Source organism: Acinetobacter sp. L-24, assembly GCF_056857555.1.
In genome coordinates this window covers 45367-59157 of the sequence record NZ_JBSXNI010000045.1, presented here as the reverse complement: position 1 = coordinate 59157, position 13791 = coordinate 45367, and the positions used below count along the sequence as shown (strand labels likewise).

Genomic DNA, 13791 nt, shown 5'->3' with positions numbered 1-13791 from the left:
ATTAAAGCAATTTAGAGGAATAGCTACTCGATATGACAAGCTCAAAAGAAATTATCAAAGTTCTGTTGCTTTAGCCTGTATATTTTTATGGCTACCTTTATAGGGTTAATTATGAACAGTAAATGTCAACAGACCCTAATAGTTATAAAAAAAAAGCCTGACATCGGTCAGGCTTTTGTATATCTGCTTAAAATAAATTAGTTGGCACGAATCCAGGTCTGGTTACGACCCAATGCCGCTACGCCGATAAAACCACGTAGCTCAAGCTTCTTGCCACCGTCTGCTAGCTGGCCTTTCAACTTATAGGTTTTACCAGATTGCGGATCCAGGATCGAACCGCTGTCATAGCTAGTCCCGCCAGCATTTTTTAGACCTTTAACAATGGTCAGGCCTTTCAGAGATTTGTTGTGATATGGACCTTCACATTTCTTGCAGGCATTTTCTTCACCTGGAGTTAACACAGACTGAATACTGGCTGACAAAGTGCCGTTCTTTTGTTCAGTGAATTTAACCATGGCCTTAGGCTGCTTGGTTTTATCATCAATGGTTTTCCATACCGTGCCATTTAAAGGATCCGCGGCATTAGCCAGTGCAGATAAGCCTAGTAGTCCTAACGTAAGCGCTATTTTTTTCATTTTTCTTCATTTCCTTAGTCTGAAAATAGACCCATGTAGTATTAAAAAGTCACAACAATTTTTCAATTTTTAGCTGTGACTATTTAGTGTAACCTTGTAAATATGGTTGGTAAATAATCTACACGATCAATAAAAGCACAAAAAGATGGAAGGAAGATGAAGATAAGCCCGCTAACGAAACAATTAATTACAGAAAGCTTTTTAAAAACGGCCATTCGTGCCCCGAGCAGATTCAGTCTTCCACCGAGTTCAATGCGCATTGCTCTGGAACAGATGTGCAAACTTTTCCCTCAGGATAAAACGGTAAAGATTCGCTCGCTCCGACTGGCCGGACTGCGCGCGGAAGAAATTAAGCCGCAGCAGGAATCGACCCAGCTGATTTTTCATATTCATGGCGGCGCATTTTACTTAGGTTCTTTAAATACCCATCGCGCCTTTATGACTCAAATTGCGGCTCGAACCCAGATGCAGGTACTGCATGTCGATTATCCGCTATCACCTGAATCTGCCTATCCAGAAGCATTAGAAGCCTTGTTTGATGTCTATAATCTGCTGCTGGATCAAGGTGTTCAGGCCAAAGATATTATTCTGTCCGGCGATTCTTGCGGTGCCAATCTGGCCTTGGCGCTGGCACTCAAAATACAGCAGGAAAGTCTGCCACAGGTCAGCGGTCTGATTCTGCTGTCTCCACTGCTGGATTTAACGTTGACCAGTGAATCTTTACGTTATAACCAGAAGCATGATGCCCTGCTGTCTCTGGAAACGGTTCAAACCGGGATTGAATATTATGTGCCGCGTTCGATTGATCGTGGTGATCCGGAAGTTTCTCCTTTTTTTGCCGATTTAACCGGTTTGCCACCGATTCATATTCAGGTAGGTTCCAAGGAAATTCTGCTGGATGATGCTAGCCGTTTTAAAGAAAAAGCGGAACAGACGGGTGTCGAGGTCGAATTTAAACTGTATACCGGCATGTGGCACAACTTCCAGATGTTCAGTGCCTGGTTCGATGAAGCCAAGCAGGCCCTGACCGATCTTGCAGAATTTGCCCATCGTCTGGACCGAGATTAACCATAATTCAATGCATAAAAAAGGTCAGCCGTAGCTGACCTTTGAAAAGAGGTTTTAGATTTTTAAATGGCCTGAACCTGCTGCAATGCAGTTTGCAATGCTTGGGCTTTAACCGCTTCGCCCATGTTCACCCCTTCAGCACGAATCACTTCGATATCATTCACGCCGGTAAAGTTAAATACGGTTTTCAGGAAAGCCTCCTGAAAATCAGCCGGACTTTGCTCGCCATACACACCACCACGGCTGCTGGCGATATACACTCTCTTATTGCCCGCCAAACCCACAGGACCTTGTTCGGTATATTTAAAGGTACGTCCCGCGACACAAATCCGGTCAATCCAGGCTTTTAAGGTCGATGGCAAACCGAAGTTATACATCGCTGCACCAATCACCACGATATCCGCCTGCAAATATTGCTCTAAAATTTCCTCGCCCAATCCCGTCTGTTCTGCATTCTGGCCCATTAAAATTTCGGCAGTAAGATGGGGAATAGGCTGTGCTGCCAGATCCAGGTACTCAACTTCAATGGCCTCAGCATATTTTTGCTGCAATTGTTCCACCACGGCCTGAGTCAACTGACGCGAAATAGAAGCATCTCCTAAAATACTGGAATCAATCTGTAAAACTTTCATGGCTTCGCTCTTTATCTTTGGTTGTTTCTAACAATGCAGCCATTTTAACGATTGACCATATTGAAATAATTAGCACAAATAAAACACATCATCCTGAATTTAGAACAAAACTGTATGCCTCTTAACCTCTTTAATTTTGATTAGAACCCTTTGGTATAGCCTAGATCACTTATGCTATAGGCAAAGAATGAGCAGATCAGATATCAACTAAATCACAAAAATGTTTTAAATATTGTTGTTTATCAAGCATTCAAACTTATATTATCTTGTGTAAATAAAGCTATAAATATCCAATAAGTCTTAAAAAATCTGCCATAACAATTAAAGTCAGACCGGGACCATGAAGCGAATATCGCCTGTATTAGAAAAAGTGCTAAGACACAGAATCAAGAAATATCTGGTCGAAGATGAAGTCGTGATGAACTGGCGTATCCTGAAGAAATGCATCCTGATGCTGACTTTGGGATGCGGTGTACATCTGACCTGGCTCGGCTGGGATCTCTTTGTTTTATTCAATCCTGAGTATTGGCAATATGTACAGATTGAACGGGTTCATTCACAAGTCGTGCTGAACGGCAGTTTTTTATTGATTTTAGCCTTACTGATTTATCCTTGTTATAAATTTCAGGGCAACCGTCTGGTGGAACGTTATCTACCCTATCTGGCAGTCGGCACCTTTGTGGTTTCGCTATGCCGGGATGCCTATATTGTCGGCGTGATCAGTCCGGTCGCTACCACCGCTTACGTCTGCTTAATTATGGTCGGTCTGGTGCTGTTTCATCGCACGCTGGTGTATAGCATGCTGATTCCTGCCTCCATTTTTCTGGGCGGATGTGCCTATTTAAGTTTCAGTCATCAATTACCTTATTCACCGCTCTTTAATATCGATGACAAGCTTTTTTATAATGGTTTCTGGCTGTTATCGATGCTGTATTTCATTTTGCCAATTCTGGCCGTCTGCATGGTGTTATTCGAGATTCTGCTCAGTCAATGGCGTCATCGCGAGCAGCTGATCAAACAGCTGAGTCAGATTGATCCGCTCACCAACCTGTTTAACCGCCGTAGTATCAACCAATGTCTGGATAAACTGAATGCCGCAGCCACTCCCAATTATGCTTTAGTGCTATTAGATCTGGATCATTTCAAGAAAATTAATGATCACTATGGCCATCATAAGGGCGATGAAACCTTAGTTGAAGTGAGTGCTGTACTGAACCAGCAATTGCGCGAAAGTGATGTGGTCGGCCGTTTTGGCGGGGAAGAATTTATTTTGGTGCTTAAAAATACCAGTCTGGAAAAAGCCGAGCAAGTGGCTGAACGCTGTCGCATCGCCATTCAGCAATTGCAGATTTTCAGTGATGAGGGTGAGCTGATTCCGGTGACCGCCAGTTTCGGGATTGCCATTTCTAGCGCGGAATTACGCCCGCAGCAGTTATTGAGTCAGGCCGATCAGGCGCTTTATCAGGCTAAAGCCGGTGGGCGTAATCTGGTCAAAGCCTATGCTGAACCGGTGCCAGCACAGATGCAGGTCTCTTAAACGGGTTCAGCTTTTTAAGACTAGATTATGGATTTTCACTTTGAGCCAGCGCTTGCAGTTGTGCCAGCAATTCTCCCTCGCTAAAGGCACCGGTCAAACGCAAGCCACGAATTTCCTGCTGCTGCGCATTCAAGAATAAATACGTTGGCGGTCCCAGAATTTCCCATTGGTTTAACAGTGCTTGATGAGAGGCATTATATTGGCTTAAATCCAGCTTGATCAGGAAATATGGCGCAAGCGCCTGCTGCACCGCTGCAGATTTTAAAATACGATGTTCGATCGGCTGACAGGCGACACACCAGTCGGCGTAGACATCAATAATGATCTTTTGCCCTTGTGGTGCCTTGTTCAAAATCTGCTGAAATTCTGCTGCACTACGTGCCACATGCCAGTTGACTTCTGTACTCACCTGCTCCACAAAAAACCGCTGACTATGCTGATATTGGCTATAAGCAATATAAGGTACAGCCAGTACCAGACACAGGATATACAGCCATCTTAGACTCGTGCGATGCCAGAAAATCCGGAACAGCACATAGGCTACGAAGGTCATACCCAAAGCTAAGGATAACCATTGTAAAGCGGCTTCTGAAATTAGCGGCCGAATAAAATACAGGGCCAATGCCAGCATGATAAAGGCAAAGAGCACTTTAATCTGATTCATCCAGTGCCCGGCTTTAGGCAGAATCCGTGCACCCAGAATACTGGCCAGTAATAAAGGCGTGCCCATCCCAAAACCCAGAGTAAACAGCAACAGAGCGCCCTGCCACTGACTTTGCGTCTGGGAAATAAATAACAATGCACCTGCCAGTGGTGCGGTCATGCATGGTCCTACCAGAAGTGCCGAGATCATGCCCATGACACCGGCACTGACCAGACTCCCTCCCTGCTGCATGGCCTGCGCCCGGTCCAGACGATGAACCAGACGTTGCGGCAGTTTGATTTCAAACAGGCCAAACAGATTCAGGGCAAACAGGACAAACAGGATGCTAAATGCGATCAGGGTTCCCGGTTGCTGCAACCAGCGCTGGAAGTTCAGACCAGCTGAAGACGCAATTAAGCCGAGTACCGCATAGACAGTAGCCATACTGCTGACAAAAGTCAGTGCAATCATCCAGGCTTTCAGGCCTTTACTGTCACGTACGATCAGCGAGGTCAGAATTGGCAGCATCGGCAAGGAACACGGGGTGAAAGCCAGTAAAATTCCCAAGCCGAAGAACAGTAAAAGCCCATAGCCCAAAGAGCGCTCAAGCAACTGGGCTGACCATTTCTGGTCTTGTGCTGCATAAGGTTCGGTTTGTGTGTTGGCTGATGCAGAGATTTCATCTGCTGTAGATTCTGAGGAATCCACTGTATTAAACAGGGTATTGTGTTGCAGTGATGAAGTATTCAGATCAAGTAAACGCTTTGCTCCTGATCCGGCAGCTTCGAATTGCACTAGACCGGACAAATCGGTCTTGAACTGAATGGTTTGTGGCGGATAACAGATCCGGTCTTTGGCACAGCCCTGCCAGCTGACCTGATAGGATTGCCCTGCCTGAGTCGGAATTTGAAACTTTAACTGCTGATAATAAACCTGGGTATGTCCATAGTTATCATCATATAAATCTTCAGCGGGTGGCAACTCAAACGACACCGGTTGGTTGCCCTGCCGGACTTCAATTTTATGCTGATACAGATAATAGTTGTCTGGAATCTGCCAACTCAGTTCAGCCTGCTGCTGACTGGTGGAGATCACGCTCACAGGAAAAGCCTGCTCGGCAGACAACAATGCAGTTTCCGCCTGAGCAGGACTGCTGAACAAGGTGCTTCCCAAAATAACCAGGGCAAGCATTTTCCCCCAGGTCGGGAACTGCGAGTATTTCATCATCTGTGAGTTGAATAACTTAGAACAGCACAGAGAAACCTAGGCCTGAGAAGTAACTTCGATCTGCACCATCCAGATCTACACCGACATTCGCATCCAATTGGACACGGTCGTTTAAGGCATACATAACCCCGGTACCGAGCGCGTATTGATTATCGACACTTTCAGCTTTACGGTAAATCAGTTCAGAATAACCTGACCAGCGATCAGTAATGCGGTAGCCTAGAGAAGGAATCGCAGACACTGCCCAGTTGCTGTCCTGCCATTCATAACGCATGGTCAATGCGGTACTGACCAAGTCATTATATTGATACGACACGACAGAACCCAAGCTGTAAATATCTTCTTCATTAGTGAAACCGGCATTGCCTGTTGCAATGATGGCTTCGGCCAGCAAAGCCATACTGAGTTTGTCATCATCCAAATCAATGGCCTTTTTCAGACCAATACTAACATCGCCCAGACCATCATCTTCTTCGGTCTGGCCATTGGATTTCACTTGGGTCCAGGTCGGGCCAGCCCAACCTAAACGCAATTCCAGATCATCACTGAGTCCGGTACGTAACAACATATCTGCACTGAGTGTGGTCGCGGTCTGATCGCCCGACTTGCTATAACGCGCTGTAGGCAACCCTTGCTCCCAAGCGACATTTCCGACTGGCGTAATTCCAGTACTGAGACCCTCACCTGGTCGATCAAATTCAAAATCTGCTGCGAAAAGCTGTGCACTATAACCGGCCAGTGCAATCAAACCCAAGGTTTTTAATGTTGTCATGTTGGAGCTCTTTATTAAAATTTAACTGAGTTCTTTGGTCATTTTTGCGCCATGCTTGCGAAGCAGTTCTAGCGTCTGTTTTTCTTCATCCAAGGCTTCTGACCAGTTGATTTCATCAAAATCACAATCAAAGAATAGATCACTAATTGAAGATAAAATAGTCATGCCATCTTCATCTTTGCTATTTGGATCGACTTTTTCATCCAGTAAACGCTGTACAGCTGGCGCGCATGCGGCACTTGCGGCATCCCAGAGTGGACCATAAATTTCTTCTGCATCCCACAAATGCAGATTCACTTTGGCCTGGATCAGTTCTTCCAGAATCTGTAAATGTACCGCCAAACGTGCCTGTTTCTCCTCTTCTGAAAGTGGTGTTCCGGCTTCATACAGCTCACACACTTCTTCCCACCATTTAAACAGGCCATCTGACCAGACCGAAATCACCGGGCCTTTGTCATGATCAATAAAATTCGGGTTGAGTCCATCTGCCAGCAGCTGTTTGACCTGGTCCAGATTTAATTCTTCGAGTGCTTGCACAAAAAGTTGTTGTTGCGCAGTTAACATGATGGAGCTCACTTTGATTCGTTTTCGACTATTATGCCGAATAAAGCAGGATTTGTTGTGCTTCTCATAACTATATTTTTGTTTAATACGAAAAAAGCCCCGCAGGGCTTTTTCAAATCGGTTCGGCTTAGTCTTCGATATCCGCAGTATCTGTGTCTGCTAGTTCGAGAGCACCAAGACGAACATTGTCTTTTTTCTCGATCACATGTTCCAGACTACGTTTTAGTCGGTCAATTGCACCATGGATCGCAGTATCGACATTATGGCCACGATGATTGACTACGACAGGTTTCAAGCCTGCAGGACGCGCTTCAATCATACAACGAATATCGTCATCGCCGCCTTTGGCGCCATTTTCATCACTAAGATGGACTGAAAAATGGGTAATACGTTCGCTGTGGCGCTGGAATTCTTGATTTAATTCTTCCCGTACATAAGTAATTAAACGATCACTATTCTGAATGTGGTTATCGGTACGAAGTTCAATATTCATATATTACCATCCTCAATCTTTGTAACTTTTGAGTGCAAAATTTTTTATCTTGGCACGTTTGTAGCTTGCTGTTTCGCATCGCATTTCACTTCTTCAAATGATTGGAATCACACCCTCCATTTTGAATGATGAACACATTTTTGAGTCTGCAGAATCGTGTCCTTATATCTTGAATATCGGCTGTATCTTGGAAATATGCAAGTGATATTTTGGTTTTTTAGCAAAAGAATAATCCATTGTGACAACTGCTTACTCAGCTCAAAAATACAGGATTTTTCAAACGGAAATTTCACAACCTTTCACATGATTTAATTTGAAATAATTTTTTAGCCAGACCGATAAATCGCTTAAATAACACTCGACCAGGAAACCTAAAAAAGGAGGAATTAAAAGTATTTTTTATCGAAATTAGCTCACTTTTACCTAATAATTTATCTTATAAGATCAGCGCCTAGTCAGCCTTACAGTCCTGAATAGATCATTTGCTTTATCATTATTTAGTTGCTTTTGCATAACCGGGAAAAATACTCTTTCGTCATTTTAAAATAACAACCTGCAAAATAATTTTTTATTGAAATATAAGACCGTTCAATCTCACTTGAAGAGGCTGAGAACAGGCTTATAAAACGACGGTCATTTGAGATTTTCAAACTAACCTCATTACACAAACAGAACAAAGCTGTTCAGCCTCAGGCCCAAATTAATTACTAAACAATCTGTATATCCCCCCCTATTTTTTACTGATTTTGTAAGTTAATCATCGTAAATTGAAGTGATTTTATATTTTTAGTTATACATTCAGTCTTTTAAGGCACTACATATTCAACTTTATTTAAAAAATAATAATTTAGAGAAGTATCAGCGAAAGGCAATGAAAACTGAGGAAGATGATCGTCTTCATTCAACTCATGGGGGCTGAAATATATTTAAGTCAGCGATCACTTTTAACTTTATTTTTACTTATTAATCTGTATGCTTATTCTGCTTTCTCGGGGGGATAGATTTAAATGAAATTTACACAACTTGCGGCACTTTGTGCATTGGCTTCAACTGCAGCATTTGCTCAAGCAAAACCAGTTTGGCAGGACTTTAGCGTTACAGGTCTTTATGGTGAAAACTATGAAGTTGTAGACGATCAGCAAACTACTTTAACTGTTGAATATGCTGCAAAAGTTAAATATGCAGATGTATTCTTCTTTATGGATCGTCTGCGCGGTGGCGATGATGTTAAAAGTACGTACTTTGAGTTATCACCACGTTTAAGCTTAAGCGAAGTTACAGGCCAAAAACTTGCCTTTGGTCCAGTGAAAGATGTGCTTATTTCAACAACGTGGGAAGGTTCAGATAATGCTGATAACTTCCTATATGGCGTGGGCTTTGACCTTGATATCCCATACTTTCAATATGCAAGCTTAAATCTTTATCGTGCAAACAATGAAAAAGTGTTTGGCAATAAAGACGATTATCAAATGACGCTTACCTATGGTGTGCCATTTAAACTGGGTGCTGAAGATTTTCTTGTAGATGGCTTCCTTGATTGGTCAACTGCTGAAAAAGACGCTCAAGCAAGCGAGTTAAACTGGACTACACAGTGGAAATGGAATGCGGGCAAACACATTTCTCCAGATACCCGTTTATACCTCGGTGTTGAACATTCAGTGTGGAACAATAAGTTTGGTCTTAAAAATCAAGATGAAAACAATGTCAGCGCACTTGTGAAATATCATTTCTAATTGATGTATGATCGAAAGCAGAACTCCGGTTCTGCTTTTTTTAAACTGTGATTTCAGCTCACCTCTACTAGAACAAGAATATGCCTGATTTTGATATTCGACCTGCGACCGAACATGATCTTGAAACCATCCTCAAGATTTATAATCAGGAAGTACTCTATGGTACTGCGACCTGGAACAGAACAGCCTTTGATTTGAACTATTTCAAAATCTGGTTTAAGCAGCTTAAAAATCAGAATTTCCCGGTTTTTGTGGTTGAAGATACGCGAAATCAGGTCATTGCTGGCTATGCCTGTTATGATCAGTTTCGCAGTATTCAGGGCTTTCAACAGACGGTCGAACATTCCATCTTTTTAAATCCGGATTATGCAGGGCAAGGTTTGGGTTCTCAATTATTGCAGTATTTAATTGAACAGGCTCAAGTACAGAAACTGCATATCATGGTCGCGGCGATTGATTCTGAAAACACTTCATCGATTCGTCTGCATGAAAAACTGGGTTTCGTTCAAACTGCCTATATGCCGCAAGTCGGACAGAAGTTTGGGCAATGGCGTGATTTGGTCCTCTTGCAACTGAATCTGGATCGAGCTTGATTCATTCTTAGTTTAAAGCTATTCCAGAACTGCTTTCTGGACACTCCTTTTCAGCTTTTTAATATTTGGCCATCACGATATTTTGTTGTTATCCAGTTTAATAAGCACAAGTTCTATTTACTTATACGAGCGGCTATGTTTTATTCAGCTCAAAATCATACTGAATAACACCATGTATAAATCTCTATTGTCTATTGGTCTTTTAAGTTTAAGTATGCTCACTTTTGCTGATTCAGACTTTGAAAAAGAGCTCCGTTCAGGCTGTAGCAAAGTGCAAAGCTATGCAAATAATGGCAAAAAATTCTACGACCAAAAACAATATCAAAAGGCCATAGCGCAATTTGAGCAACAAGCCGCATGGTCATCCTTTTGTGCGATGAATGTAGAAGACGGTGGTACAGCTTTTTCCGAACGCGATATCACCACGGCGTTTAATAATGTTGGCTTAAGTTATGCCAAGCTTGGAAAGCCGCAATGGGCACGCGCCTGGTTTTCCGTTTTTCCGAATACTAAAGCCAGCCAGTTCAATCTAAAACAGTTACCTGCACCAGAAAAACCGAAGAATTTTGCAGGAAAATATGTCCGCTATGCAGGTTTTGGTCAGTGGAATACGATGGAAGTTAAACCAGCTTCTAATGCCTACCAGATTGAGTTTAATGGACTCTATATGGGTTTACGCAGTCTGATTTATGGACCAAATATGGGAGAATTTTTAACCCGTATGTCGCTGAATAAAGCTCAGGCCAATTACAGCGTAGAAAATTGCAAAATTGATTTGAAATTTCAGTTTAACGCTCAAATTGGACAACAGATTGTAGTGAATAGCAACAATCCAATGTCTTGCGGTTTTGGCCATAATGTCTCGGCGGATGGCATGTATTTAAAGGTTGAGTGATTGCTGATTCAGCGATATCTTATTACCCTATAACAAACATAATATTCAAAATATTATAGGGAAAATATGGCTGATACGGGCAAAGCGATAGGCGGTGAATTTAGAACTGGACAATTTGGTATGTACTTCCTTTGGGATGAAAATACAGAAATCTAATCCCTCCATTATTCAAAAAAGAAAATTCCCCTCTCTCTTTAAGAGATGAGAAGCTCTGCTTCGTAAGAGGAGATTTAAAATCTAATCCCTCCAAACCTCCCTTTCTTACGCTTCGATATAAAGCAGTGCTTATATCTTGCTCAGGGAGGCTTTTTCCCTCTCCTTCTAGGAGAGGGTTAGGGAGAGGTAAATAAAGATAAGCCCTCACCCCCCACCTTCTCCCATAGGAGAAGGAGCTAAAAGCCTTAAATTGCCACCAACTCCCGAATGCCTTTCTCCGGCATTTCACTACCCACACCTTGCGCCACGACTTGGCCACGTGCCATCACGGTATATCCATCAGCAAGTTCTTCAGCAAAGTCATAAAACTGCTCAACCAGCACAATCGCCATCTCACCACCATCCGCCAGTTTACGAATGACCCGGCCAATGTCTTTAATAATGGATGGCTGAATACCTTCAGTCGGTTCATCCAAAATCAGCACACGCGGTTCAGAAGCAAGTGCTCGTGCAATGGCAAGCTGCTGCTGCTGACCACCAGACAAATCTCCGCCACGGCGATGCTTCATTTCATCCAACACAGGGAAAATTTCATAGAGATGCTCAGGCACTTTGCGTGTCTTTGCGCCTTTAAATTTCGCCATACCAATGAGGATGTTTTCCTCCACGGTTAAAGTTGAAAAAATATCTCGACCTTGGGGCACATAAGCCAGACCTGCACGGACACGCTGTTCAGGACTGAGTTTCGAAATGTCCTTGCCATCCAACAAAATCTGTCCGGATTTAATCGGTAAAATACCCATCAGACATTTAAGGAGCGTGGTTTTCCCCACCCCATTGCGTCCAAGCACCACCGAACATTCACCCACAGGTGCAGTCAATGACACATCACGTAAAATATGACTGCCACCATAAAATTGATTGACGTCTTTGACTTCTAACATCGCAAGCTCCTTAACGCCCTAAATACTTTTCAATGACATCTTCATTGGCTTGTACTTCTGCCAATGTGCCTTCTGCCAAAATTGCCCCTTGCGCCAGTACCGTGACTTTTTCACTAATGGTGTCAATGAAGCTCATGTCATGCTCGACCACAACGAGGGTGTGATTTTTCTTGAGTTCTAAACACAGCTCCGCCGTGCGTTCGGTTTCGGCATCGGTCATGCCTGCTACAGGTTCATCAAGCAAAATCAGTTTTGGACGTTGCATCAGCAACATACCGATTTCTAACCATTGCTTTTGACCATGTGACAGCAAGCCAGCAGGTTTATTAATGAACTCTTGCAGACGAATTTGAGTGAGGGATTCATCCAAGGCATTTTGTGCATCCGGATCAAGCTTGCTAAAGAGGCTTTTTTTCACACGTTTGTCTTTGGGTGCTGCTAGAAGCAGATTTTCCATGACGGTGAAATTTTCAAACACCGTCGGTTTTTGGAACTTACGCCCAATGCCTGCTTCGGCAATTTGTTCAGTGCTCATTTTGGCTAAATCGTAGTTTTGCCCAAAAAATGCTGTGCCTTCGGTTGGTCGCGTTTTACCGGTAATCACATCCATGAGGGTGGTTTTACCTGCCCCGTTCGGCCCGATGATGCAGCGTAATTCCCCTTCTTCAATGTAGAGCGACAAATCATTTAAGGCACGAAAAGCATCAAACCAGACGCTTACTTTTTCCAGATATAGCGCTATGCCGTGAGTAAAGTCTGCGCCTTGTTCTTTTGGACGACCATAGCCTTCAGAAGCATGACCACCATGCGGTTGTAGGATTTCGCTCATTCGCTACGCTCCTTTTTAAAACGGTCAAACAGACCAATAATGCCTTTTGGCAGGAAGATGGTCACTACAATAAATAACGTACCCAAAATCAACAGCCATGCTTCAGGATAAGCCGAAGTAAAATAGGTTTTTACTCCATTGATTAAGCCTGCCCCAATCAATGGACCAATCAGCGTGCCACGACCACCCGCTGCCACCCACACCGCCATTTCAATCGAGTTCACCGGGTTCATTTCACTTGGGTTAATAATGCCGGCTTGTGGCACATACAGTGCCCCTGCAATGCCTGCAATCACCGCAGATAGCACCCATGCCGAGAGCTTGTACCACAAGGTACGGTAGCCCAAATATTGCAGACGGTTTTCGCTGTCACGAATTGCACCGAGTACACGGCCATACGGTTTATTCATCAAATGACGTAAACCAATAAAGCACAGCAACAATACCAAAGCGGTGATAAAGCACAAACTTGCCCGCATCGATGCCGAGGTAATGTCCATACCTAAAATAGTTTTAAAACCGGTAAAGCCGTTGTTGCCACCAAAGCCGGTTTCATTACGGAAGAAAAGTAATGCAGCAGCAAAAGTCATAGCTTGGGTAATAATCGAGAAATACACGCCCTTAATTTTCGAGCGAAAAGCAAAGAAACCAAAAATAAAGGCAATGATGCCCGGTACTAACACCACAAGGGCAAGTGACCAAAGGAAGTATTCAGTCCCCACCCAAAACCATGGCACTTCCGTCCAACTCAGGAAGCGCATAAAGTCAGGAATACCATCCCCTGCAGACTGGCGCATCAGGTACATGCCAAAGGCATAACCGCCAAGGGCAAAGTACAAACCATGCCCCAAACTTAAAATGCCGGCATAGCCCCAAACTAAATCCAGTGCCAAAGCGACCAGAGCCAAACACATGATTTTGCCAATCAAGGTGACCCAATACGCAGATAAATGCAGGGTTGAATCGGCAGGTAACAGGTGTAACCATGGCAATGCCAATAAAATGGCAAAGCATACGGCAATCGCAATGCCACTATGCGGTTTGTCGGATAATAATTGTGTAATCTTCAT

The 13791-nt window shown here is 43.5% G+C and carries 14 protein-coding genes and 1 pseudogene; 6 read left to right on the top strand and 9 right to left on the bottom strand.

Annotated elements, in window-relative coordinates; translation table 11 throughout:
• A pseudogene (locus tag AC13CK_RS14370) lies at nucleotides 1-122 on the top strand (IS5/IS1182 family transposase); the annotation flags it as partial.
• Between the two features lie 75 nt (nucleotides 123-197).
• Here the strand turns inward: AC13CK_RS14370 and AC13CK_RS14365 are convergent.
• Nucleotides 198-635 carry a DUF2147 domain-containing protein gene (locus AC13CK_RS14365; protein WP_005105342.1) on the bottom strand — a complete coding sequence of 146 codons (438 nt, stop codon included), beginning with the start codon at nucleotides 633-635 and terminating at the stop codon, nucleotides 198-200.
• 156 nt (nucleotides 636-791) lie between these two features.
• Between AC13CK_RS14365 and AC13CK_RS14360 the strand changes: the two genes are divergently transcribed.
• Nucleotides 792-1703: an alpha/beta hydrolase gene (locus tag AC13CK_RS14360; RefSeq protein WP_425880057.1), complete on the top strand. Its 912-nt coding sequence runs from the start codon at nucleotides 792-794 to the stop codon at nucleotides 1701-1703.
• A gap of 62 nt (nucleotides 1704-1765) precedes the next feature.
• Here the strand turns inward: AC13CK_RS14360 and AC13CK_RS14355 are convergent, their stop codons facing one another.
• On the bottom strand, nucleotides 1766-2335 hold the full coding sequence (locus tag AC13CK_RS14355) for an FMN-dependent NADH-azoreductase (RefSeq protein ID WP_425880058.1): 570 nt from the start codon (nucleotides 2333-2335) through the stop codon (nucleotides 1766-1768).
• A gap of 340 nt (nucleotides 2336-2675) precedes the next feature.
• On the opposite strand from AC13CK_RS14355, the gene AC13CK_RS14350 reads away from it, so the two are divergent.
• Nucleotides 2676-3872 (top strand): GGDEF domain-containing protein, encoded by a 1197-nt coding sequence (locus AC13CK_RS14350; RefSeq protein ID WP_425880059.1) that lies wholly within the window; start codon nucleotides 2676-2678, stop codon nucleotides 3870-3872.
• A gap of 25 nt (nucleotides 3873-3897) precedes the next feature.
• Here AC13CK_RS14350 and dsbD read toward each other — a convergent pair whose 3' ends face one another.
• The 4 genes from dsbD to AC13CK_RS14330 form a co-directional block, all read right to left on the bottom strand.
• A complete protein-coding gene (dsbD, locus tag AC13CK_RS14345) occupies nucleotides 3898-5739 on the bottom strand; it encodes a protein-disulfide reductase DsbD (RefSeq protein WP_071850326.1) in 1842 nt (613 codons plus the stop codon).
• A gap of 19 nt (nucleotides 5740-5758) precedes the next feature.
• Entirely contained in the window at nucleotides 5759-6514 is a 756-nt protein-coding gene (locus AC13CK_RS14340) for a transporter (protein ID WP_425880060.1), read from the bottom strand.
• 21 nt (nucleotides 6515-6535) lie between these two features.
• Nucleotides 6536-7078: an ankyrin repeat domain-containing protein gene (locus AC13CK_RS14335; protein ID WP_004647221.1), complete on the bottom strand. Its 543-nt coding sequence runs from the start codon at nucleotides 7076-7078 to the stop codon at nucleotides 6536-6538.
• Between the two features lie 127 nt (nucleotides 7079-7205).
• The gene (locus AC13CK_RS14330; protein WP_005261539.1) at nucleotides 7206-7571 is read right to left on the bottom strand and encodes an HPF/RaiA family ribosome-associated protein; all 366 of its coding nucleotides are present in this window, start codon (nucleotides 7569-7571) and stop codon (nucleotides 7206-7208) included.
• Between the two features lie 1007 nt (nucleotides 7572-8578).
• Here AC13CK_RS14330 and AC13CK_RS14325 point away from each other — a divergent pair.
• The 3 genes from AC13CK_RS14325 (at nucleotide 8579) to AC13CK_RS14315 (ending at nucleotide 10792) form a co-directional block, all read left to right on the top strand.
• A complete protein-coding gene (locus tag AC13CK_RS14325; protein WP_005105335.1) occupies nucleotides 8579-9304 on the top strand; it encodes an outer membrane protein OmpK in 726 nt (241 codons plus the stop codon).
• An 80-nt stretch (nucleotides 9305-9384) separates the two neighbouring features.
• Entirely contained in the window at nucleotides 9385-9897 is a 513-nt protein-coding gene (locus tag AC13CK_RS14320; protein ID WP_314101404.1) for a GNAT family N-acetyltransferase, read from the top strand.
• 172 nt (nucleotides 9898-10069) lie between these two features.
• The gene (locus tag AC13CK_RS14315; protein ID WP_425880061.1) at nucleotides 10070-10792 is read left to right on the top strand and encodes a hypothetical protein; all 723 of its coding nucleotides are present in this window, start codon (nucleotides 10070-10072) and stop codon (nucleotides 10790-10792) included.
• A 401-nt stretch (nucleotides 10793-11193) separates the two neighbouring features.
• On the opposite strand, the gene urtE is transcribed toward AC13CK_RS14315, so the two are convergent.
• The 3 genes from urtE to urtC are packed head-to-tail and all read right to left on the bottom strand — an operon-like array spanning nucleotide 11194 to nucleotide 13791.
• Entirely contained in the window at nucleotides 11194-11892 is a 699-nt protein-coding gene (urtE, locus tag AC13CK_RS14310) for an urea ABC transporter ATP-binding subunit UrtE (RefSeq protein WP_004729117.1), read from the bottom strand.
• 10 nt (nucleotides 11893-11902) lie between these two features.
• Nucleotides 11903-12721, bottom strand: coding sequence for an urea ABC transporter ATP-binding protein UrtD (urtD, locus tag AC13CK_RS14305; protein ID WP_425880062.1), 819 nt, complete (start codon nucleotides 12719-12721; stop codon nucleotides 11903-11905).
• Entirely contained in the window at nucleotides 12718-13791 is a 1074-nt protein-coding gene (gene urtC, locus AC13CK_RS14300; RefSeq protein ID WP_425880063.1) for an urea ABC transporter permease subunit UrtC, read from the bottom strand. The genes urtD and urtC overlap by 4 nt, the downstream gene beginning before the upstream one ends.